Source organism: Pseudomonas sp. AC136, assembly GCF_979258585.1.
Genome location: NZ_OZ409865.1, coordinates 1,268,550 through 1,290,074 on the forward strand (window position 1 = coordinate 1,268,550; position 21,525 = coordinate 1,290,074).

General features: G+C 60.9%; 16 protein-coding genes and 3 tRNA genes. 3 read left to right on the forward strand and 16 right to left on the reverse strand.

The window, feature by feature from the left end:
- Positions 1 to 119: 119 nt before the first annotated feature.
- The 8 genes from ACZZZU_RS05705 to ACZZZU_RS05740 all read right to left on the reverse strand — a co-directional run bounded on the left by ACZZZU_RS05705 (position 120) and on the right by ACZZZU_RS05740 (position 10,702).
- Positions 120 to 1,490, reverse strand: coding sequence for a DUF1329 domain-containing protein (locus ACZZZU_RS05705; RefSeq protein ID WP_463541819.1), 1,371 nt, complete (start codon positions 1,488 to 1,490; stop codon positions 120 to 122).
- Between the two features lie 66 nt (positions 1,491 to 1,556).
- Complete coding sequence (locus ACZZZU_RS05710) at positions 1,557 to 3,629, reverse strand: DUF1302 domain-containing protein (RefSeq protein WP_463550020.1); 2,073 nt, start codon at positions 3,627 to 3,629, stop codon at positions 1,557 to 1,559.
- A gap of 523 nt (positions 3,630 to 4,152) precedes the next feature.
- Positions 4,153 to 6,816, reverse strand: coding sequence for an aminopeptidase N (gene pepN / locus ACZZZU_RS05715; RefSeq protein WP_463550021.1), 2,664 nt, complete (start codon positions 6,814 to 6,816; stop codon positions 4,153 to 4,155).
- A gap of 17 nt (positions 6,817 to 6,833) precedes the next feature.
- A complete protein-coding gene (locus ACZZZU_RS05720) occupies positions 6,834 to 7,661 on the reverse strand; it encodes a DUF2797 domain-containing protein (RefSeq protein ID WP_122497246.1) in 828 nt (275 codons plus the stop codon).
- Positions 7,658 to 7,918, reverse strand: a complete 261-nt coding sequence (locus tag ACZZZU_RS05725; protein ID WP_122451247.1) for a DUF1315 family protein — start codon at positions 7,916 to 7,918, stop codon at positions 7,658 to 7,660. The genes ACZZZU_RS05720 and ACZZZU_RS05725 overlap by 4 nt, the downstream gene beginning before the upstream one ends.
- A 27-nt stretch (positions 7,919 to 7,945) precedes the next feature.
- Positions 7,946 to 8,812 carry a rhomboid family intramembrane serine protease gene (locus ACZZZU_RS05730; RefSeq protein WP_463552109.1) on the reverse strand — a complete coding sequence of 289 codons (867 nt, stop codon included), beginning with the start codon at positions 8,810 to 8,812 and terminating at the stop codon, positions 7,946 to 7,948.
- Between the two features lie 22 nt (positions 8,813 to 8,834).
- On the reverse strand, positions 8,835 to 9,812 hold the full coding sequence (locus tag ACZZZU_RS05735) for a metallophosphoesterase (protein ID WP_463550022.1): 978 nt from the start codon (positions 9,810 to 9,812) through the stop codon (positions 8,835 to 8,837).
- Complete coding sequence (locus ACZZZU_RS05740; RefSeq protein WP_122451244.1) at positions 9,812 to 10,702, reverse strand: NAD(+) kinase; 891 nt, start codon at positions 10,700 to 10,702, stop codon at positions 9,812 to 9,814. Before ACZZZU_RS05740 ends, ACZZZU_RS05735 begins: the two co-directional genes overlap by 1 nt.
- A 131-nt stretch (positions 10,703 to 10,833) precedes the next feature.
- On the opposite strand from ACZZZU_RS05740, the gene ACZZZU_RS05745 reads away from it, so the two are divergent.
- Entirely contained in the window at positions 10,834 to 11,781 is a 948-nt protein-coding gene (locus ACZZZU_RS05745) for a DUF1853 family protein (protein WP_463550023.1), read from the forward strand.
- A 264-nt stretch (positions 11,782 to 12,045) separates the two neighbouring features.
- On the opposite strand, the gene ACZZZU_RS05750 is transcribed toward ACZZZU_RS05745, so the two are convergent.
- The 5 genes from ACZZZU_RS05750 to ACZZZU_RS05770 all read right to left on the reverse strand — a co-directional run bounded on the left by ACZZZU_RS05750 (position 12,046) and on the right by ACZZZU_RS05770 (position 18,359).
- Positions 12,046 to 13,155 (reverse strand): cyclic nucleotide-binding domain-containing protein, encoded by a 1,110-nt coding sequence (locus ACZZZU_RS05750; RefSeq protein WP_463550024.1) that lies wholly within the window; start codon positions 13,153 to 13,155, stop codon positions 12,046 to 12,048.
- Between the two features lie 9 nt (positions 13,156 to 13,164).
- The gene (locus tag ACZZZU_RS05755; protein ID WP_463550025.1) at positions 13,165 to 14,121 is read right to left on the reverse strand and encodes a 1-aminocyclopropane-1-carboxylate deaminase/D-cysteine desulfhydrase; all 957 of its coding nucleotides are present in this window, start codon (positions 14,119 to 14,121) and stop codon (positions 13,165 to 13,167) included.
- Positions 14,122 to 14,124: 3 nt separating this feature from the next.
- Complete coding sequence (locus ACZZZU_RS05760) at positions 14,125 to 15,492, reverse strand: coiled-coil domain-containing protein (RefSeq protein WP_122497234.1); 1,368 nt, start codon at positions 15,490 to 15,492, stop codon at positions 14,125 to 14,127.
- Positions 15,493 to 15,723: 231 nt separating this feature from the next.
- Complete coding sequence (locus ACZZZU_RS05765) at positions 15,724 to 16,164, reverse strand: nuclear transport factor 2 family protein (protein ID WP_463382368.1); 441 nt, start codon at positions 16,162 to 16,164, stop codon at positions 15,724 to 15,726.
- Between the two features lie 158 nt (positions 16,165 to 16,322).
- Positions 16,323 to 18,359, reverse strand: coding sequence for an oxidoreductase (locus tag ACZZZU_RS05770; RefSeq protein WP_463550026.1), 2,037 nt, complete (start codon positions 18,357 to 18,359; stop codon positions 16,323 to 16,325).
- A gap of 224 nt (positions 18,360 to 18,583) precedes the next feature.
- Between ACZZZU_RS05770 and ACZZZU_RS05775 the strand changes: the two genes are divergently transcribed.
- Both ACZZZU_RS05775 and ACZZZU_RS05780 read left to right on the forward strand, forming a co-directional pair.
- Positions 18,584 to 19,621, forward strand: coding sequence for a carbon-nitrogen hydrolase family protein (locus tag ACZZZU_RS05775; RefSeq protein WP_463550027.1), 1,038 nt, complete (start codon positions 18,584 to 18,586; stop codon positions 19,619 to 19,621).
- A gap of 3 nt (positions 19,622 to 19,624) precedes the next feature.
- Positions 19,625 to 20,662 carry an AraC family transcriptional regulator gene (locus tag ACZZZU_RS05780; RefSeq protein WP_463550028.1) on the forward strand — a complete coding sequence of 346 codons (1,038 nt, stop codon included), beginning with the start codon at positions 19,625 to 19,627 and terminating at the stop codon, positions 20,660 to 20,662.
- Between the two features lie 385 nt (positions 20,663 to 21,047).
- Here ACZZZU_RS05780 and ACZZZU_RS05785 read toward each other — a convergent pair.
- The 3 genes from ACZZZU_RS05785 to ACZZZU_RS05795 form a co-directional block, all read right to left on the reverse strand.
- Positions 21,048 to 21,124: transfer RNA gene (locus tag ACZZZU_RS05785), tRNA-Asp, on the reverse strand.
- Positions 21,125 to 21,231: 107 nt separating this feature from the next.
- Positions 21,232 to 21,308, reverse strand: a tRNA-Asp gene (locus ACZZZU_RS05790).
- Positions 21,309 to 21,339: 31 nt separating this feature from the next.
- Positions 21,340 to 21,415: transfer RNA gene (locus ACZZZU_RS05795), tRNA-Val, on the reverse strand.
- Positions 21,416 to 21,525 lie beyond the last annotated feature (110 nt).

Genomic DNA, 21,525 nt, shown 5'->3' on the forward strand with positions numbered 1-21,525 from the left:
AAGCCGCTCCCACACCATCAAAAGCTCGCAACCTCGAACCCTGTGGGAGCGACTTCAGTCGCGATGCTTTTCTACCTCAAGAGCATCGCGGCTAAAGCCGCTCCTACAGCATCACGCTATTAACGCGTACCGCGACGACGCAGAGCAGCCGGCTTGAAGTAGCCGTCGTCTGGAATCGGCTGGCTGAAGTCGATGGTGGTCGGCTCTTCGTTGTCCAGGTTCTGTACGTGGTAGCGACGGGCTTGCAGGTCGTGGAACACGTCCAGGGCAGTCCAGGTGGTTGGCAGTTCGTAGAAGTTTTTCAGGTACGCCAACGACACGCGCCACAGTTCGCCACGGCCGTCGTATTGGTCCACTTCTGCTGCTTGCCAGCTGTCCTCGTCGAGGAACAGTACGCGCTTGGAGTAGATGTGACGGGCGCCAGCTTTCAGCGTGCCTTCAACTACCCACACACGGTGCAGTTCATAACGGGTGTAAGCCGGGTTCAAGTGGCCTACTTTCAGCAGGTCGGCGTATTTCACGTCGGGGCTGCTGATTTTGTAGTTGTTGTACGGAATGTAGATTTCTTTCTTGCCGATCAGCTTCCAGTCGTAGCGGTCTGGCGAGCCGTTGAACATGTCGGTGTCGTCTGCAGTACGCAGGCCGTCAGCGGCAGCAATCGGGGTGTCGTATGCCAGGTTCGGCGCACGACGTACGCGACGCTGACCGGCGTTGTAGCCCCAGGCCTGACGCGGCTCTTTCACCTGATCCAGGGTCTCGTGTACCAGTACCGCGCCGCCAGCCAGGCGTGCCGGGCTCTTGGTGAAGGACAGGTAGTAGAACAGGATGTTGTTCAGGTTCGAGTAGTTACTTTTCGGGTCGTAGAAACGGAACATCGCTTCTTGCTGCGAGGTCACTAAGGTGAAATCACCATTGCGCTGCACGGCTACTTCCGAAGCGCGACGCACGATGTAAGTGCCGCGATAACGAGCAATGTGGTTCCACACCGCTTCGACGCCGTTCTGCGGAATCGGGAACGGGATGCCGCCGTAAGCGTCAGCGAAACCGTTGCCGCCATCGAGCAGTTTGGCGGTGGTAGCGTTTTTCTGCGTGTTGTCATAGACCCACTGCGGCGCGGAGCCGGAGCGACGGGTCGGGTACACCGGCAACTGGTAGTCAGTCGGGTAGGCGTTGAACAAGGCGATCTGGCCTGGGGTCAGGTTGGCCTTGTACTGGTCCATGTTGGCTTTGGTGATGGTGAACAGCGGCTTGTCGTCAGCGAACGGATCGACATGGTGCTGGCCCGGGGTTTTGTAGCCAGCCGGTGCCTTGGTGATACCGCCAGTCCAAGCCGGAATGGTGCCTGCCGCGTTACCCGCTTTCTCGGCGCCGAACGGCGTCAGCGTAGTGCCGAGCTTGGCGGCTTCCGAAGACGAAACAGCGGCCAGCGCGCTACCGGCGGTAAACGCCAGTGCGATCGCTGCACTAATCAGCGTGTGCTTTTTCAGCATCTTGATTCTCCGTGGTCAATCATCGTCCGAGCGCCCGTAGGCGCCCGGCTTCTTATATAGAGGGTGTTAGAACGAGTACTTAACGTTGACGCCGATGTTGTCGCGGTCACGGCTGGAGTTGTTCTGGCCGGCACCGGAGAACTCGGTGTACGCCAGTTCGCCTTCCAGGCTGTTCAGGTAGCTGGCTTTGACGCCGAGGGTGTAAGCCTTGCGGCCTTCGATGAAGCTACCGGTCTGGTAGGAGTTACCTTCGAAGTCGTCTTTGTAAACCACGTACGGGGAAACGTTTACGCCGGCGTATACGTCGTTCCAGGTACCCGAAAGCACCAAGGTGTAGCCGTAGGCGTTTTTGTTGACTTGGTCGTCGCGGTCGCCGCCACTGATGTAGGAGGTGTTGCCGCGGCCGGAGTAGTAGCGGGTTTCGCCGAGGTAGTCGGTGTACTTCAGGTCGCTGCCGCGCAGGTGCTCGGAAGCCAGTTCTGCTACACCGAACAGGGAGTCGAAGCTGGCAACCGGGCCGAAGTTATAAATGGTGCCCAACGAGGTGTTGAAGGCTTCAACACGCTCGGAGTTGTGGATTTCGTCACCCAACTGCACTTGCTGGCCACCAATGTTAACGGACGTGCCTGGCGTAGCCAGACGTGGCGCTTGCAACAGCAGGTCACCCAACAGGTCGTTGGTAGTGGCGATGCCGATTGGCAGGTTCGGGCGATAGGCAAGCTCACCGAATACGGAAGCATCGCCCAGCGTGGTGTTGAAACTGAACCCGTACATTTGCACGTCTTCGCCATACTCGCGTTGGGCGTTGACTTGGTTGGCTACGTCGACAGTCGCAACACCGCCGGTGGCGCGAGACAGCGTCGAGGCCGGGTTCGAAAGACCAGTGGCTACGGTCGCGGGGATGGCTGCGAAAGCACCGCCAATCGCGGCATCCGCAGCAGGACTACCGGTGCTGCCGCCGGAAAGAACGGTTTGGATTTGCGCCAGGCTAAAGCCTGCGCCTTGCAGACCTGCCAGGGTCTGGCCTTGAACAATACTGGTAGCAATGCTCTGCAGGTCCAGACCCGCGTAGCTGCCCAAGTTAGCCGCAATGGTCGGCTCTTTAGAGTGGTAGTTAACGAAGTACAGACCGAACTCGGTGGAGTTCAGCTCTTCGGCAATGTAGCGAAACGCGACGCCGAACTGACCGTCGTTCTTGGCGTTCAAGTCCGAGCGAATGGAAGCCACTTTAATGGTGCCATCAGAGCTAACGCCACGACCGCCTTGCAACCCACCGGCGTTTATCGCGCTCAATTGGTTGTACGCACCAGCGACGGCGGCCAATGCCGGCTGATTGGAGTACGCGGTGTTACCGCCGTCAGCAAACAGGTCGGTCTCAGAGAAGTAAGTACCAACCGGGTCAATGGCCGATTCTTTCCAGTTGAACTGGTAGAAGGTTTCCATCGACAGGTTGTCGGACAGACCCACGTTGAAGCTCAGCGCTTCAACCGGCACCAACACTTCTTTCAACTCGGAACCAGGCAGACGGAATTTTGCAGCGTCTACCGGGTTAGTGGTGTTTACACCGCCACGGTAGAACAGACCTTCACCCCAGTTGAAAACTTGTTTACCCAAACGCGCCGTCACCGGCTTATCTGCTACGTCCCAGTTGCCATAAACATAGGCATCGAGAATCTGCGCATCACGACCGGCTTTGTGGCGCGTCTCGTAAGTGAAGCTGGAGTTATCCGGGAAGCTTTGGCTCGGCTGATTCGGATTATTGTTGTCGTTGTAGTCGGTGCGCTTGTCCATGATCTGGGTGTCATAGAAAGCGGTACCGCGAACGAACACACCGTAGTTCTTGTAGGTCGCCTCCAAGTCGGAAGTGATCTTGTACACCTCGGAAACCAGGCCCGTATCGAAGTTACGGTTGCCGTCGTTGGTGTTGATGTCGTTGTTGTTCTTGTCCTGGCCTTGCACGCGCCACAACTGGCCGTAAGACACGGTGGTGTCGATGGAACCGCTGACTTCATTGTCGGCAAAGCTGAATTCCACGGCCTGGGCTTGAACAGCCACCAGCAACGGCAGAAGACCGGCGAAGGCAAAGCCTGCCTTGGACGGCGCGAAACGCAACATAGGACTACGGGACTTGAATTCCATCGAGACTTTACTCCGTGGACAGATCGTTATTCTTATCGGCCCGCGCTTAGTAGCAAGCGGGCTCATGTACGCCGCTGTTTAGAGGCGGTCTTTTTAGTTGATTGGAAGATTCCCCTCCAACGCGTCTAGCACGCACCCCCGAGCATTGTCTGCACCATTGCGGGGCCAATTACAGTCGAGCAATGCAACCATGGTGCCAAACAAGCGTTTTAATTCAATTTAATGACGCCAACGTTTTATGGTTTGCCAGACAAGACGTGACTGATCATTCATTAACCAACGCACGCACTATTCAGGAAACTATTGCGCGGTTTGTCCTACGATGTGGCGCGGATAGCCACTCGCCGCCGTTCCAGCTCAAATTCCTTGCCGCACAATCAGAAAAGAGTCAAGGGCGAAGCCCCAACCTATTAAGGGTTTTCTAATAAGCAGCGGGGGCGTTATTTCGGTAAGTAACAGAAAAGTGTTACCGGCATTTCGCCAGTAACACTTTCTGTTCTTCGGGGAAGGGATGAATCAAATCTTAAGCAAGGCTCTTGCTGACCACTTCATAGACGTCGGAAGACAGCTCGCCAGAGGCGAGAATCCGCTCTAGCTCGGCCTTCATAAGCGCCTGACGGCCGGCATCGTATTTGCGCCAGCGGGTCAGCGGCGCCAATTGCCGCGAAGCGATCTGCGGATTGAAGCCGTTGAGGGTGATGATCAGGTCCGCGAGGAAGCGGTAGCCCGAGCCATCGGCGCTGTGGAAGTTGACCAGGTTTTGCCCGGCGAAAGCACCGATCAGCGCACGCACCTTGTTGGGGTTTTTCAGGGTAAAGGCCGGGTGTTCCATCAGCGCTTTAACCCGCGCCAAACCGCCAGGCAGAGCGCTCGCCGCTTGCACGCTGAACCACTGATCCATCACCAACGGGTTGTCTTTGAAGTGTTCGGCAAACGCCGCCAACGCCTTGGCTTTCTCGGCCTCGAACGGCGAATTGACCAACACGGCCAGCGCGGTGAGGCGCTCGGTCATGTTGTCGCACGCGTCGTACTGCTCCAGGCACGCGGTGAGCACTTGCGGTTTGCCACTCAGCATTAAGTATGAGAGCGCGATGTTTTGCAGGCTGCGGCGGGCGAAATGCTCGGCTTGCGCCACGTACTCACTGTTACGCGAGACCTCGCGGTTCTGCTGATAACGCTGCCACAGCGGCTCGAACAACGCCTCGGCCAGTTGCTGACGGGCGAATTCACGGGCGCTGTGAATGGCGTCGACGTCTGCCACTTCGCTGATTTCAGTGAGGTACGCCTCGCTTGGCAGCGAAAGCATTTCGGCGACCATGGCCTGATCGAGGCTGGCATCGCTGAGCACGGTGCCCAGCGCAGTGATCAGACGCTGATCCAGCACCAGCGCTTCGCCGCGTTGATGCTGGCCGATCAGCTCTTGCAGCACTTGCACCGACAGTTGCTGGCCGGCTTCCCAACGGTTGAAGCCGTCGGCGTCGTGTTGCATGAGGAACATCAGTTGGTCGCGGTTGTACGGGAAGCTCAGCTTCACCGGCGCCGACAGGCCGCGCAGCAACGAGGGCAACGGCTGCTCGGCCACGTCCACAAACGTGAAGCTCTGCTCGGCTTCAGTCACCGCAATAACCGTGGACTCGCCACGCGCCTCGCTTTCACCTTGCAGCTTCAAGGTTAGCGCCTGGCCCTGGGTGCCGAGCAAGCCCAGTTCGACCGGAATCACGAACGGCAGCTTCTCGGTTTGCCCTGGGGTTGGCGGGCAGCTTTGGCGGAAGGTCAGTGTGTAGGTTTTCGCGTTGGCGTCATACGCCTCGCTCACCTGCAAACGCGGCGTGCCGGCTTGGCTGTACCAGCGTTTGAACTGGGTGAAGTCGGCGCCGTTGGCGTCTTCCATGGCCTTGATAAAGTCGTCGCAGGTCACCGCCTGACCGTCGTGGCGCTCGAAGTACAGGTCGCTGCCTTTACGGAAACCCTCGTTGCCCAGCAGGGTGTGGAGCATGCGCACCACTTCCGAGCCCTTTTCGTACACGGTCAGGGTGTAGAAGTTGGAAATCTCGATAAAGCTGTCCGGGCGCACGGCGTGAGCCATGGGGCCGGCGTCTTCGGCGAACTGGTGGGTGCGCAGGTAAGCGACGTCTTCAATGCGTTTAACCGTGCGCGAATTCATGTCGGCCGAGAACTCGGCGTCGCGGTACACGGTGAAGCCTTCTTTAAGCGACAGCTGGAACCAGTCGCGGCACGTGACACGGTTGCCAGACCAGTTGTGGAAGTACTCGTGCGCCACCACGCCTTCAACGCGCTGGTGCGCGGCGTCGGTGGCGGTGTCGGCTTTGGCCAGCACGCAACTGGAGTTGAAGATGTTCAGGCCCTTGTTTTCCATGGCGCCCATGTTGAAGTCATTGACGGCGACGATCATGAAAATATCCAGATCGTATTCGCGGCCGTAGACCTCTTCATCCCAGCGCATGGATTTTTTCAGGCTGTCCATGGCGTGCTGGCATTTGTCGATGTTTTCCGGCTCGACATAAATGCGCAGCGCCACTTCGCGGTTGCTCATGGTGGTGAAGGTGTCTTCGATGCACCACAAATCGCCCGCCACCAGCGCGAACAAATAGGCGGGCTTCATAAACGGGTCTTCCCACGTCGCCCAATGGCGGCCGCCCTCGCCCTCCTCCGGGCCGCTGGCAATCGGGTTGCCGTTGGAAAGCAGCACCGGGTACTTGTGCTGTTCGGCGCTGAGGGTCGTGGTGAATTTGCTCATCACGTCCGGGCGGTCGAGGTAGTAGGTGATTTTGCGGAAGCCTTCGGCCTCGCACTGGGTGCAGAACATGCCGCTGGATTTGTACAAACCTTCCAGCGCGGTATTGGTTTCCGGGTGGATACGCACGCTGCTGTCGATTACAAAGCGCTCGCCGCCTGGTTGCAGGGTCAGGTGGCTGTCGCTGAGCTGGTAATCGCCCGGCTCCAGGGTTTTACCGTCGAGGCTGAGGGACAACAGCTCCAGCTCCTGACCATCCAGCACCAGCTGCGGCAGGCCTTCGCCGCGCACCGGGTTGCGGCGCATCACCAGTTGCGCGTGAACCAGGGTGTGGTCCTCGAACAACTCGAAAGTCAGATGGGTTTCGTCGATCAGGTAATCCGGCGCCTGATAGTCCTTCAGGTAAATCATCTTCGGTTGTTCGGTGCGCATGGCAGTTGCCCTTACGTTCAGGAATGCACGGCCAGTTGGTAGGCCGTGTATTTGCGGATATTGATGACGCCGGTATCGAACATCAGGTACTGGCCCTTGATGCCCAGTAGCGTGCCTTCGGCAATGGGGTCTTTATCCAGATTAAAGCTGGTTATTTTTGCCGGGTACGCCTCGATCGGATACGTGATCTCGATGGGCTCGACGTCGGTCAGCGCCTGAATGGCCTGTAAGCCGAAGCGCTGTTGCAAGCCGAGCATGCCTTCGGCACAAGCGGCGAAAATCTGCTCGCGTACGGCTTTGAGTTCGACCGGCGCGGCGTGGCTTTTCAGCAGGGCACGCCAGTTGGTCTTGTCGGCCACCTGGGTGCGCAGCAAGTCTTCGACAAACCCCGATTGCTGGCGGGTGCTGACCCGCATGATCGGCAGCGCCTGGCTGGCGCCCTGGTCGAGCCAGCGGGTGGGCACTTGCGTGGCGCGGGTAATACCCACTTTCACGCCCGACGAATTGGCCAGGTAAACGATGTGATCGGTCATGCAGAACTGCGCCGCCCATTCCGGCTCGCGGCAGGTGCCGGCCTCATGGTGGCAACGCTCGGGGCTCATCATGCAGGTGTCGCACTGCGCCAGCTTGGTCATGCACGGGTAGCAATAACCCTGGCTGAAGCTGGTTTTGGTTTTGCGCCCGCAGTGGCTGCAGTGAATCGCACCCAAATACTCCAACCGCACAGTCTTGCCGATCAGCGGGTTGACCGGAATTTCGTCGTCACCCAACCGAAACGCGTACTGCACCGGCGCGCCCAGGCGGGCGGCCATTTTGCTCAAGGCACCGCGACCCAATTCACTCAATGGATAGCGTCCGACTTAAACAGAATGTTCGGCACGGTTTTCGATTTCGAGCTGCATTCCTGCACGGCCATGTAACCGGTGCGCTGGTCTTCCGGCAGGTTTTGCAGTTCCCAGGCGATGACGGCCTGCATGCTCAGTTCTTTCTGTTCCTGGGTCAGCTTGCGCCCGTCCGACCACTTACCAATTTCCACGGCCAGCTTCAGGCTTTCGTAGATATCCGGGGTGATGTTTTCAATCATTTCAGCAAAGGACGACATATTCGCCTCCAAAAACAAAGTCGCAGTTTAACGACGACGGCGCGCCAGTGCACCGCCGAACAGACCGGTGAGGCAGCCCATAACCAGACCGCCGACATGAGCGCCGTTGGCGATGGCGCCAATGCCGGCCACCTCGGTGATGCCGCTCATGCAGATGACCAGCCAGATCAGCATCATCACCACCACGCCTTTGGGTAAGTGGTAGGCACGATTTGGGGCCAGTAACTGGTAAATCCAACAGTGGCCAAGCAGGCCGTAGAGCACGCCGGACAGGCCGCCAAAGATCGAAGGCCCGGCCCACCAGAACTGCACGGAGTTGGAGGCCAGGCCGAACAGCACGGTCAGGCCCAGCAACGCGATACCGCCTTGGTACGACTCAATGCGCCGCCCCAGCTCCCAGTACCACATGCCGTTCATGGCCAGATGAAGAATGCCGAAGTGAATAAAGATCGGCGTGATCAGCCGCCAGTATTGGCCGGCGGACATGGTGTCAGGCCAGGGCACGAACGTGGCGTAGTCGCCGGACACGTGAAAATCCATCCAGCTCAACCAGCGGATGGCGTCGAAGTTGTCGCCCAGCAAGGTGATGCCTGCGACGATTAAGGTCAGCACCATCATTAACGTGGTCAGCGGGCTCTGCCGCAGCTGCGCCACAAACCCGACCTTCACCGGCTTTTCCTGCTCGGGCACCTGCAAACGCTGCTCAGGATCGCCATCCGGATACCGTTGATACAACCCGCGCACATCCGCCGCCAACTGCTCGCCCGGCACCCACAGCACCTGCTCGCCCGACTCTTCGCTGACCCGATGCGGCACCTGCAAGCGCTGCAACAGCTGAACGAAGCCAGCCAGATTGGCGCTCACGGGCAGGCGCAACACTTCAACCGGGTTCATGGCGTTACTGCTCGATGCCGTGTCACTCAACGGGAACCTCCGGGCGCTCGACGTCTACCCAGGCGAATTTATTCGGATCGATGCGGGTTTCCTGGTCCATGCGATACGCCACCAGCTTGCCGTACAGCACGGCGCTGTAATCGAGGCAGGCCAGGTTCGGCCGAATCGGCGCTGGCCGGCCTTTGCGCCAGTAGTGGCCAACAAACAATGGCGGCTCTTTTGGGCCGTAGCGCAGCAATTGGGTTTTTTCTTGCGGGGTCAGCGGCGTGCGCGCCACGTCTTCGGGCAAAGCGTCGGGCTGGAAGACGATATCGCCGTAGGTTTGCGGGTCTTCTTCCCAGAACTTGGTGCGAAAGAACGCGCGGGTATAGCCGTCGCCGCTGGTAAGCGTCAGGCCATCGGGCAGGCGCATATCGGTGCCACGCAGCAAGCGGCTGAACACTTTATTGGCGAAGCTGCCGGGCACTGCCGAGGCCTGGATAAAAGCTTCATCCACACGGCCGTCAGGGTGCTGAGCGCGCAGCGAGTCGATCAGGCCGGCGTCCCAGCAGGCATGCACCACGCGAAAATGCCCGGCGTCGATAAACAGCGGCAGCTCGTAAAACCACCGCTGGAATTCGCGCCACTCGTTGGGATAGGCATCGAATTGCGCCAGGCTTTGGGTAATCAGGCGGGCGTTGCGCGGCGTGTGCTCGCGGACGAACTGGCGGCCGCTGCCGGGCGGTGCCGGGGTGCTCCAGCCGAGGGCGTCGAATTCGTGGTTACCCATGATGCACAGCGCCTGCCCGGCTTCGACCATGTCATGCACCATGTGCAGCGCCTCGCGAATACGCGGGCCACGGTCGACGATGTCGCCCAGGAAAATCGCCATACGCCGCGGATGACGCCACACGCCGCCCTGGCGTTGATAACCGAGGCCGTCGAGCAGGCGCGCCAAGGTGTGCGCGCAACCATGCACGTCACCAATCAAGTCATACCCGCGCGCCGGATCAAGTTCCATCAGTCGTTACCGCCCCCGAGGCGACTGCCCCACCCCAACTTGGTCCGGCAAACCTCGTAATAGTTGTGGTCCAGCGGATGAATCAGGCGCAGTTTCTGCGGCTTCTTGCTGACAATCAGCGTGTCGCCTGGGGCGCAGGTGAAATGGTTCTGACCGTCGCACGACACTTGCGGATAAATCTGCATGTCTTTGGAGGCGACAATTTTCAGCTCGCTGTTGCCGTCCACCACAATCGGGCGGCTGGACAAGGTGTGCGGGTACATCGGCACCACCACAATGGCGTCCAGCTTGGGATGCATGATCGGACCGCCTGCCGACAAGGCGTACGCGGTGGAACCGGTGGGCGTGGCGACGATCAGGCCGTCGGCCTTCTGGCTGCACACGAACTGGCCATCGATGTGCAGCTCGAACTCGATCATGCGCGTCGACTTGCCGGGGTGCAGCACCACATCGTTGAGCGCATCGCCCTGGCCGATCACTTCGGCGTGACGGCGCACTTCGGCTTGCAACAGGAAGCGGTTTTCCACCAGATACTGGCCGTCGAGCACTTCGGCCACTTTGCTTTCCAGCTCGTCGGGGCGAATGTCGGTAAGGAAACCCAGGCTGCCCCGGTTGATGCCCAGCACCGGCACATTGAACTGCGCCAGAGCGCGCGCGGCGCCGAGCATGCTGCCGTCACCGCCGACCACAATCACCAGATCGCAGGCTTCGCCCAGGCTTTTGCGCGACGAGGTTTGCAGGCCATGGCCAGGCAACACCTCGGCGATGGTGTCCTCGAGGATCACGTGCAACTGGCGCTCGATAAGCAGTTTTTTCAGGCGGCGGATGGTGTCCAGCACCTGCGAACTGCCCAAGCGGCCAATGATGCCGATATTGCGAAATTGCTCCATGAGGCTCCTGGCAGACGCTGGCAGAAAATGAAAAAGACGCCCTCTATCCAGAGAGGTGAGCTCAATTATGGGCGAAAGCGGCGGGCCAAACCAAGGCGCACTTCACCCCAGCGACCCGCTATGCTCGCACCATGACGCTTTTTCCCACGCTCACCGCCCTGCCCCAGCACCTGCACCAGCCCGCCGTGCGCGATCTGGCCTGGGTGCTGCTGTCGCCGCCACTCATGGACCCGGCGCATTGCCGGCAACGTCATCCATTAACCGCCAGCACCTGGGCCGCCGCGCCTGAGCGATTGGCCGACTGGCTGCAACAACTCGACCGCGACCCTGCTGCGCTCAGCAAGTGGCTGGCGCAACACAGCATCCGGCGTTTGGGTTTGTATTACGAACGCCTCTGGCAATTCGCCCTGATGGCCGCGCCTGGCGTGGAACTGCTGGCCGCCAACCTGGCGATTCGCGAGGGCGGGCATACCTTGGGTGAGCTGGATTTGCTGCTGCAAGACGATGACGGCGTGCACCACCAGGAACTGGCCATCAAGCTCTACCTCGGCCCGCAACAGGGCGATGGCCGCAACGCCCACGAATGGCTCGGCCCCGGCAGCCAAGACCGCCTGGCGCGCAAGCTCAGCCATTTGCTGGACCATCAACTGCCGTTGTCTGCCACGCCGCAAGCGCAGGCGGCGCTGGCCGAGCTGGGCATTGCCAATGTGCAGCCGCAACTGTGGTTGGCGGGTTATCTGTTTTACCCCTGGCCTGGCCATAGCCAGCCGCCCGCTGGCGCGCTGAGCGAGCATTTGCGTGGGCGTTGGCTGCATCGCAAAGATTGGGCCGCGTTTGCGGCTGAGCATGAGGGAACCGGGCTGTGGCAGCCGATTCCCCGGCAGACGTGGCTGGCGCCGGCGCGGGAACAGGCTGGGACGGTGTGGACGGCTGAGCGGTTTGGACAGTGGTTGGGGGAGCTGGAGGCTGATGCGCAGGCGCAATTGTTGGTGCGGTTTGAGCGGGATGGGAGTGGGGATTGGCGGGAGGCTGAGCGGGTGTTTTTGGTGGGGGATGGGTGGCCGCAGTGGGGTGGGTGAAGGGCTTTCTTGCTAGGTTCTTACGGTCGCCGAGGCATCACCGCTCGGCTTAAAATTCTGGATTCCCGCCTGCGCGGGAATGACGGATGTCTCTAATCAACTCACCGTCATCCTCGCGAACGCGGGGATCCAGAATCTCGGATGTGTCGGCGTTATGTGTAGAGAGCACCGTCATTCCCGCGAAGGCGGCGGTCCGACGATTCGGAATCCAGGCTCGTTCAGGCAACCTCGCTTCCCGACCACATCTCGAACCCAAAAACACCCCTACCGACTCCGTTCCGTCCTCCCCCCCGACCGCGCCAAATACCCCGACCCGCTCTCACACAGCAACCCGTCACGCAACACCGCCGGCAACGCATTCAACCCGTCACGCAACGCATAAGCGTTAAACCCCAGCTGCGAGAGCAAAAACACCGCGCTGGTACTGCGCGTACCGCTGTCGCAGTAGCACAGGTAGGTGCGGGTTTTGTCCAGCAGCCGCGCTTTCAAGCGCAGCAGTTGCAGCGGCATGTTCAGCGATTCCAGGGCGTGGCCGCGTTCGTATTCTTCTTGCAGGCGCACGTCCAGCCACTGCGCGCCGGCCGATAGCAGCCGCGCCGCTTCGCCGAACGACACCTCGTCGACAATCGGCGCCTTGAGCAGGGCGAAAAAATCCTGGCGGTCCAGGCGCAGCACCACGCCGTCTTCGAGCATGGTCACCGTGGCGTTGCGCGGCTGGTCGGCCAGCAGCGCTTCTTCGCCAAAGCAGGCGCCCTCTTCCAGTTCGGCCAGCACCTGTTTTTCACTGCCGGCGCTGCGCATCACTTCCGCGCGGCCGCTGTTGAGGAAAAAACAGCAGTCACCGGTTTCGCCTTCGCTAAGCACGGTGCTGCCCGCTTTCAGTTCCAGGCGCTGCAAGCGGTCGAGCATGGCGCGCACGTTCGGCGGCGGCACTTTGGCGAACAGCGGGTTTTGCAGCAGGCGCTCCAGCCATTCGACATCGCCGCCGCGTTGGCCCAGCTCCAGCAGCAAATCCTGATACGCCAGGCGCCAGGTCAGCAGGCGCGTGAGGGTCGCGCTGTCGAGCACCAGAATGCTGATGTCGGTGAGCGCCCGCGCTTCGTGCAGGCGCGGCAGGTTGGGTGACACGGGATGACAACTGGCTTCGCTACCAGCCTGCAAGCGCTGCTTGCGACCGTCGGCGTCGGTCAATACCAATTCGCCGGCCAGCAGGAAATACGTAACCCGCGCCTGGTCGCCCGCCCTGAACAATAGCTGCCCGGCCAGCATCGGCTGCGGCACCAGTTGGCTGCGCAATTCGCGCCACTGCTGTTCCGACAGCACGTTGAGCGGCGTCAGGCTGCGCAGTTGCTCAAGGTTCAGGGGTTCACTCATGGAAGGCGGCTACTCATGAAAGGGCTGGTGCAACGGGCGGGCAATGCTCACTTGCGTGGCGCGGCGGCCCTGCAAACCGCCGGTGTGGACGAACAGCAGGCGAGTGCCGCGCGCCACGTTACCGGCCGCCACGTGCAGGCGCAACGCCATTAGCGCCTTGCCGGTGTAAATCGCTTCCAACGGCAATTGGCCCTCGCGCTCATTCTGGCTGATGAATGCCGTTAGCGCTTCATCGACCTTAGCAAACCCTGCTCGGCTCGCTTGCAGCACGTCGTACCCGTCCCCTGTGTAACCAGCCTGCTCGAAGATGTGCCGAAGGTTTTCCTCCACACCGTGCCCCGCCGGCACCGCCGACGCCCCGTAAACCCGCCGCTGGCCTTGCTCGGCCAGAACCAGCCCAGCCAGCGTGGTGCCGGTACCAACGGCCAGCCACCAGGCGTCGAAGTCATCCCAGCCGATATTCGCCAGCTGTGCCTGCACCATCTCGCGCAGGCCCATGCAACCCAGCGCGCCGGGCAAGCCGCCACCGCCTTCGGGAATCGGGTAGAAGCCGGGGTATTGAGCCAGCCACGGTTGCCAGAAGTCCGGCTGATGCCTCTGCCGATAGCCGCCGTAGCCAAGCCAATGCAGCGTCATGCCCCAGGCTTGAAGGTCGCGCACGGTGGGCGTGTCGAGCGCATCGCCGCGCAGCAGACCGACCGTGGCGAAACCAAAGCGCTGGCCGGCAGCGGCTAGGGAATGCAAGTGATTGGAATGGGCGCCGCCCAGGCTGATGACCCCGCGCGCGCCAGCCGCCGCAGCAGCGTCGAGGTGGTGGCGCAACTTGAACCATTTGTTGCCGCTGATCAGCGGGTCGATTTCATCCAGGCGCAGCACCGCCACGTCGACGCCGGCTTCTTGCAGCCACGGCGTGGCCAGGCGCTGGAGCGGCGCCTGGGGTGACCAATCGGAAACGTCGAGGGACAAGGGTTAGCTGACAGTCCGCAGGCGGGCACCGGCTTTGTGGCGGGCGCAGCAGTTGGAATCGCCGATGACAAAGCGGCTCGGCGTGTCGATGCGGTCCAGGGGAATGCCGCAGCGGTCACCGTTTGGCAAGCTGGCGTCGCAGCTGGGTTTTTCGTAATGGGCCAGCCACTGGCGATACTGCGGCTCGGCGACAAAGCATTTGGCCGCCGCGTAGGCCATGGGGTTGTCTTGGTAGCGGGCGATGTCTTGCAGCGGAATGGTCAGGTGACCGGCGCCCGGGTGGTACACCACGAACACCACGCCGAGTTTCGACAGGCGCTCCAGAATCTGCTCGCCACCCTGACTGGCAAAGGCGTCGCGCTCTTTCTTCAGGCGCTCGACCTCTTCTTCCAACTGGGTGTCCAGCTCGTTGCGGTAGGCCAGCTCGACGTCGCGAATGGCGATCTGCTCTTTGTACTCGACCACAGCGGAGGAAATTCGCGCTTGCAGCTCGCTGTCGAATTGCGCCCGCAGAATGTCCGCCTCAGCGCGCCCGTGACGCTCGATGGCGCGCAGTTGCTCGGTCATTTCCTCGCGGTTTTTCTGAAAGGTGTCGGCCTGGGCAGCCAATTGCGATTTCAGGCTGACGTTCAATTCTTCCTGCTGGCGCAGCGCCTGATGCAGGCTTTGAATTTGCCCGAGCATGGTTTGTGTGTCTTGCGCGGCGGCGAGCTTTAGCTTGGCCAGCTCTTCTTCGTACTGCTGGGTTTGGCTGCTGATGCGCAGGCGTTGCTGCTTGATGAGCTGAGCGGTTTTGAGGCGGTGCTCCTGTTCGATTTTCTCCGCCATCTGGTCAGCGGCTTCTTTGGCCGGATCCGGCGCGTGCCACTGATCTTCTGGCGCCAATTGCAGACGCTCCGGGGCAACGCTCTGGCCGGAGTCGTCTTCCACCAGCAAGCCGAGCTGATTGCGCCGCACGGTATCGCGCAGCAACACCAGATCGTTCTGACCGGGCACCAAGCTGGGGTCCCACAAGTGCATTTGATGCCACGACACCGGGCACTGGCTGCGGCAGGCCAAGCGGATGGGACCGGCGCCCAGGTCCGGGCCACGGCCAGAGCGCTCGGCCAGGTGGCGCAGCGGAATGTTCCAGCCGCTATCGGGCGAGCCACGTTCGTCGAAGTCGAGGAAGAAAAACACCGCCGCGCGCACCAGCAGGCGTGGGTTGATCAGCACGTAGGCCACGCGCATTTGCTGGTCTCTGAACTCGGGCATGTTGACCACGCCGTCGAGCAGGGCCTCGAATTCGGGGTACAGCATTTCTTTGCAGATGCCGCGCTCACTGAAGAACATCACGGCTTCAACCATTTGCGGCTTGATCTGCATGCTCATCAACGAACCCCTAACCCAGATACATGGCGACTTTCGCGCTTATGAATACGCTCAATTTTTTCTGCGCGCACGGCGAGAAAGTAGGCGTATTCCTACATTTGGCTCAAGTCTAGGGTAAAAAGTATCGACGGCAATGTGACTGGGTTGGCAGTCACCCGTGCCGAGCGCCTGGTGAACAGGCGCTGACATGAAAGTGTGACGGAATCGGTACAAGCGGTCAGGTTTGCGGCATCACGCCGAAGCGTTGGCCTTGGCCAGAAACGGCGCCAGGCGTTTGCCCATCTCATCACCCAGCGCTTGCAGGCCGCTCATGGGGCGGATCATCACTTCGAAGTCGACGATTTTGCCGTCTTCATTGAAGCGCACCATGTCGATGCCCTTGAGCTGACGCTCGCCAACCGTGGCGCTGAACTCCAGCACCACATTCAGGCCGTCGGCGCTGACCAGTTCGCGGTGGTATTCGAAGTTCTCGAACACCTGAATCACGGTATTCAGAATCACATTGACCATCTGCGCGCCCTCGTACGGCTTGTAGGCCATGGGCGAACGAAACACCGCCTTGGCATCCAACAACTCGGGCAAGGCCTTGAGGCTTTTGCTGGCGATCATGTGGTGCCACTGCTCGAGGGCAGCGGTGACGGCGGGGTTGGAACTGAGGGCGGAAGTGGTCATGGCAACTCCTTTTTTGTTTTTTGAGGAATACACACCCTCTGTGGGAGCGGCTTTAGCCGCGATGCCTTTAAAACAATCAAACGCATCGCGGCTAAAGCCGCTCCCACAGAAACAGCAGAAACAGCCCTCTCCCGCAAGCGGGAGAGGGAGCTGATCAATTACAGCCCAGCAGCGAGACGCGAACCCTGGTTGATCGCACGCTTGGCATCCAGCTCCGCCGCCACGTCCGCGCCGCCAATCAAATGCACCACTTGGCCGGCTGCTTCCAGGCCTTCCTGCAGTTCACGCAGCGGGTCTTGGCCGGCGCAGATGATGATGGTGTCGACCGGCAACAGCTGCGGCTCACCTTCGGCGATGCGGATGTGCAAACCGGCGTCATCAACGCTGAGGTATTCGACGCTGTTGAGCATTTGCACGTTTTTGTTTTTCAAGCCGGTGCGGTGGATCCAGCCGGTGGTTTTGCCCAGGCCGTCGCCCACTTTGGTTTTCTTGCGTTGCAGCAGGAACACGTCACGCGCCGGGGCGTGCACTTCAGCTTTGATGCCGGCGATACCGCCGCGCGCTTCCAGGGCTTTGTCGATGCCCCACTCTTTCCAGAACGCATCGCGGTCCTGGCTGGTGGCGTCGCCTTGGTGAACGATGAATTCCGATACGTCGAAACCAATGCCGCCGGCGCCAATCACGGCCACCTTTTGGCCAACCGGTTTGCGCTGCAAGATGGCGTCGAGGTAGTTGATCACTTTCGGGTGGTCGATGCCCGGAATGGCCGGCGTGCGCGGGGCGATGCCGGTGGCCAGGATAATTTCGTCAAAGCCGCCTTTAACCAGGTCTTCAACGCTGACGCGGGTGTTCAGTTGAAGATCAACGCCGGTGGTTTGCAGCTTGCGGCCGAAGTAGCGAATGGTTTCGTAGAACTCTTCTTTGCCCGGTACACGCTTGGCGATGTTGAACTGGCCGCCGATTTCGCTGGCCGAGTCGAACAGGGTCACGCTGTGGCCACGCTCGGCCGCCACGGTGGCAGCGGAAAGACCCGCCGGGCCAGCGCCGACCACGGCAATTTTCTTCACAGCTGCGGTGGGAATGTAGTTCAGCTCGGTTTCGTGGCAGGCGCGCGGGTTGACCAGGCAGGTGGTGAGTTTGCCGCCGAAGGTGTGGTCCAGGCAGGCCTGGTTGCAGCCGATGCAGGTGTTGATTTCGTCGCTGCGACCCTCAGCAGCTTTGTTAACGAACTCGGGGTCGGCGAGGAACGGGCGGGCCATGGACACCATGTCGGCGTCGCCATCGGCCAGCACTTGCTCGGCCACTTCCGGGGTGTTGATGCGGTTGGTGGTGATCAGCGGAATGCTGACTTCACCACGCAGTTTGGCCGTTACTTTGGTGAACGCTGCGCGCGGCACTTTGGTGGCGATGGTGGGGATACGCGCTTCGTGCCAGCCGATACCGGTGTTGATGATGGTGGCGCCGGCTTTTTCGATGGCCTTGGCCAGGGTGACGATTTCGTCCCAGGTGCTGCCGCCTTCCACCAGGTCGAGCATCGACAGGCGATAAATAATGATGAAGTTCGGGCCGACGGCTTCGCGCACGCGGCGCACGATTTCCACCGGCAGGCGCATGCGGTTTTCGTAGCTGCCACCCCAGCGGTCGGTGCGCTGGTTGGTGTGAGCGGCAAGGAATTGGTTAATGAAGTAACCCTCGGAGCCCATGATTTCCACGCCGTCGTATTCGGCCACTTGGGCGAGGCTGGAGCAATTGACGAAATCGGCGATCTGCTTTTCGATGCCCTCTTCGTCCAGCTCATGGGGCTTGAACGGGTTGATCGGCGCTTGAATGGCGCTCGGCGCTACCGATTTCGGGCTATAGGCATAACGGCCGGCGTGGAGAATCTGCATGCAGATCTTGCCGCCCGCTTCGTGCACGGCGCGGGTAACAATGCGGTGCTGCTCGGCTTCTTCCGGGGTGCTCAGCTTGGCCGCGCCAGAGTAAACGCCGCCTTCTACGTTCGGGCCGATGCCGCCGGTGACCATCAGGCCGACGCCGCCCAGAGCGCGTTCGGCAAAGTACGCCGCCATGCGTTCGAAGCCGCCCGGTTTTTCTTCCAGCCCGGTGTGCATGGAGCCCATCAGGGTGCGGTTACGCAGGGTGGTGAAACCCAGGTCCAGCGGGGCCAACAGGTGGGGGAATTGAGCGGCGGTCATAGATAGCTCCACATCGAGGGTTAATGCACGGAATGCCGCTGCCTCATGAATCCGGCTTTGTGTTCAAAGCGTGGGCGGCGGTCAGTTGTGAGCAGACGATAAAGAGCGCGCCGCGCCCTCTCAATGATCCAAAGTGACAAGTTATTGATCCAAACGCGCAGCGCGACTTGGCAAGCGCGGTTCGGCCCCCTACCCTTATGGCCTAATTTCACACCCCGACGACCATGCGCAGACTATTTGGCAACGCCCTCGCCTCTTCCACCATCGTTCTGCTGGGCGCTTATGCGCTGTGGACCGATTTGCCGTCCGAGGCCCATTACCTGTCCGACCTTCGCAGCGAAGTGGCGCTTAATCAGGGCCAGCCGGGCACCAACGGCAACCTGCTGGGCATTCAGCCGCTGCTGTATTCCGGCGACTACCACAGCGCCGAGCTGCTGCGCTTGAAGCTCGCCGCCTACCTGCACAAAGCCAACGAAGCGGGCTTGCTCAATGGCAAAACTGTCGCCGTGCTGCCCGAACATATCGGCACGGGCCTGGTCATCAGCGGCGAGAAAGTCGAGGTGTATCAGGCGCACACGGTCAACAGCGCGATGGCCTGGCTGGCGGCGAGCAATCCACTGAAACTCAGCCGCGCGCTTCTGTTCGCCAAAGGTGAGAACCGCTTGCACGACGCCCTGCTGCGCATGCAGGGCGAGCACATGGCGCGCGACTACCAAACGGTGTTTGGCGGCTTGGCCAAAGACTTCGGCATCACCCTGGTGGCCGGCTCGATCGTGCTGCCCGAGCCGAGCGTGGAAGACGGCCAATTGGTGGTCGGCAGCGGCCCGCTGTACAACGTCAGCCTGGTGTTTGGCAGCGACGGTGCGCCGCTGGGGCAACCACAACGCAAGGCGTATCCCACCGCCGATGAGCTGGGTTTTGTCGCCGCCGCACCGCGCGAGCTTCGGATGATCGACACGCCAGCTGGGCGCTTGGCCGTGGTGCTCGGCAGCGACAGCCAGCGCGCCGATGCGTTTGCCGACCTGAGCAAACAGGGCGTGCAGGTGCTCGCCGTTCCAGCCTTCCAGATCAGCAATAGCGAAACCCATTCGGCGCCGCCAGTGGACGGCAGCAGCGCGCGCCTGGGCATGACGGTTTTTCTCCATGGCCAGTTCTGGAACCTGCGCAGCGACGGCCACAGCCTGCTGATGCAAGACCAGGCCGTGAGCACGCTCGACGACAGCGGCGGGCCCGGTGGCCGGCTGCTGAACATTTGGCTGTAAGCCATGAAGCCGGTACGGGTTCGGCTGGGAGATTTGTCGGTCGGCTTTGTGCATGGCCTGGCAGATGCGGTGCGCCATGCCGGGCATGATCCGCTGCCGTTGCTGGAGCAATACGGGCTCGACCCGGCGCGCCTGGCCGAAGCGCGGGCGCGGTTGTCGATTCCACGCTACATGCGTTTGGGCCATGCGGCGATTCAACTGACCGGCGATTCAGCGCTGGGCTTGAGCATGGGCGTGCACACGCGTCTTAGCCAGGTTGGGCTGGCCGGCGTCACCGCCGCGCAAGCCCCCACCGTGCGCGAGGCCGCGCGCGCCTTGATCCGCTTCGAGCCGCTGTACGCCTACAACTACCGAGGCCAATCGAGCTTTCACGAAGACACCCGTGGCGCCTGGCTGCGCTTCTACTCGATCAACCCTTATAACGCCTACAACCGCTTCGTCGTCGACTCGGTATTGGCCGGCTGGGCAGCGCAACTGGGCGCGCTGGCCGGACAGCGCCTGGACGTGGAAAAAGTCGACATCGAATTTCCTGCCACGCCCTACGCCGAACGCTACGGCGAGCTGTTTGGTTGCGCCGTGGAGTTCGCCAGCGACACTAACCAACTGCGCCTGAACCAGGCCACGCTTGCCTTGCGCAACCCAGAGCATTGCCCGAGCACATGGCGGCACCTGCTGGATATTTGTGAGCGCGAGCTGGAGCAACTGACCCGCACCCGCAGCCTGCGCGAGCGCATCAGCCAGTTGCTCGGGCCGCTGCTAAACGGCCGCGAGCCGGACCTGGAGGAAGTGGCCAACCGCCTGCAACTGCCGACGTGGACCTTGCGGCGCAAGCTGGCCGAAGAAGGCACGCAGTACCGCGCCATCCTCAACGACACCCGCCGCGACCTGGCCATGGCGTATATCCGCGACACGGAATTGGCGTTCGGGGAAATTGCGTATTTGCTGGGGTTTGCATCGGCGGAGGCGTTCCAACGGGCGTTCAAACGCTGGAATAGGCAGACGCCGGGGGAATTCAGGAAGGCGCAGCGTAAGGCGGGGTGACCGCGTTTTGCCCGGCCCTCACCCCCAGCCCCTCTCCCGCTCGCGGGCGAGGGGAGCCAATCGCCTTTCTGCTGACTAACGCGATTTGCTTTTAGTCCCCTCGCCCCTAGGGGAGAGGGCTAGGGTGAGGGGGGAAGCCGGCGCAGATTTAAAGCTCTGTAGCGTCTTCCACTAATTCAGCCGGCTCATCCTGCTCATCGGCGCGGTATTCCAACAACTCTTCTTGGTACTCGTCCATTTGCTTGTGCTCGCTCTATTTTCGTTTGGGTCAAGGCCAAGCCTAAAAACCCGCAGATGACTAACAGATGAACGAACCCAAACAGCCAATCATTAAATCGCAGCCAATAAAAAACCCTTGGACCTTTCGATCCAAGGGTTTCGTATATGGCGCAGCGGACGGGACTCGAACCCGCGACCCCCGGCGTGACAGGCCGGTATTCTAACCGACTGAACTACCGCTGCGTGTCGGTGGACTTTCGTCCGGTACAACGTGAAACGTGCTGCGTCTGATCGTAAAGCCCTGGTTGGCTTTTGATCTCAAGCTCGACAACGTCGGACTTGGCAAATAATGGCGCAGCGGACGGGACTCGAACCCGCGACCCCCGGCGTGACAGGCCGGTATTCTAACCGACTGAACTACCGCTGCGCGTCGGTGGACTTTCGTCCGGTTTCACAAGTGGTGGGTGATGACGGGATCGAACCGCCGACCCTCTGCTTGTAAGGCAGATGCTCTCCCAGCTGAGCTAATCACCCCTTGCTTGCGAGGCGCGAAATTTACGCGGGGGGCATACCTAAGTCAACACCCTGTATAGAAATTTTCTGAAATTAATCAATCGGCTATGTTTTCGCTGAGCCGTAGGTTG

Coding starts and splice junctions, on each gene's coding strand:
- ACZZZU_RS05705 (WP_463541819.1), bottom strand. CDS start 1,490: ATGCTGAAAAAGCACACGCTGATTAGTGCAGCGATCGCACTGGCGTTT.
- ACZZZU_RS05710 (WP_463550020.1), bottom strand. CDS start 3,629: ATGGAATTCAAGTCCCGTAGTCCTATGTTGCGTTTCGCGCCGTCCAAG.
- pepN (WP_463550021.1), bottom strand. CDS start 6,816: ATGCGCACCGAACAACCGAAGATGATTTACCTGAAGGACTATCAGGCG.
- ACZZZU_RS05725 (WP_122451247.1), bottom strand. CDS start 7,918: ATGTCGTCCTTTGCTGAAATGATTGAAAACATCACCCCGGATATCTAC.
- ACZZZU_RS05730 (WP_463552109.1), bottom strand. CDS start 8,812: ATGAACCCGGTTGAAGTGTTGCGCCTGCCCGTGAGCGCCAATCTGGCT.
- ACZZZU_RS05735 (WP_463550022.1), bottom strand. CDS start 9,812: ATGGAACTTGATCCGGCGCGCGGGTATGACTTGATTGGTGACGTGCAT.
- ACZZZU_RS05740 (WP_122451244.1), bottom strand. CDS start 10,702: ATGGAGCAATTTCGCAATATCGGCATCATTGGCCGCTTGGGCAGTTCG.
- ACZZZU_RS05745 (WP_463550023.1), top strand. CDS start 10,834: ATGACGCTTTTTCCCACGCTCACCGCCCTGCCCCAGCACCTGCACCAG.
- ACZZZU_RS05750 (WP_463550024.1), bottom strand. CDS start 13,155: ATGAGTGAACCCCTGAACCTTGAGCAACTGCGCAGCCTGACGCCGCTC.
- ACZZZU_RS05760 (WP_122497234.1), bottom strand. CDS start 15,492: ATGAGCATGCAGATCAAGCCGCAAATGGTTGAAGCCGTGATGTTCTTC.
- ACZZZU_RS05765 (WP_463382368.1), bottom strand. CDS start 16,164: ATGACCACTTCCGCCCTCAGTTCCAACCCCGCCGTCACCGCTGCCCTC.
- ACZZZU_RS05770 (WP_463550026.1), bottom strand. CDS start 18,359: ATGACCGCCGCTCAATTCCCCCACCTGTTGGCCCCGCTGGACCTGGGT.
- ACZZZU_RS05775 (WP_463550027.1), top strand. CDS start 18,584: ATGCGCAGACTATTTGGCAACGCCCTCGCCTCTTCCACCATCGTTCTG.
- ACZZZU_RS05780 (WP_463550028.1), top strand. CDS start 19,625: ATGAAGCCGGTACGGGTTCGGCTGGGAGATTTGTCGGTCGGCTTTGTG.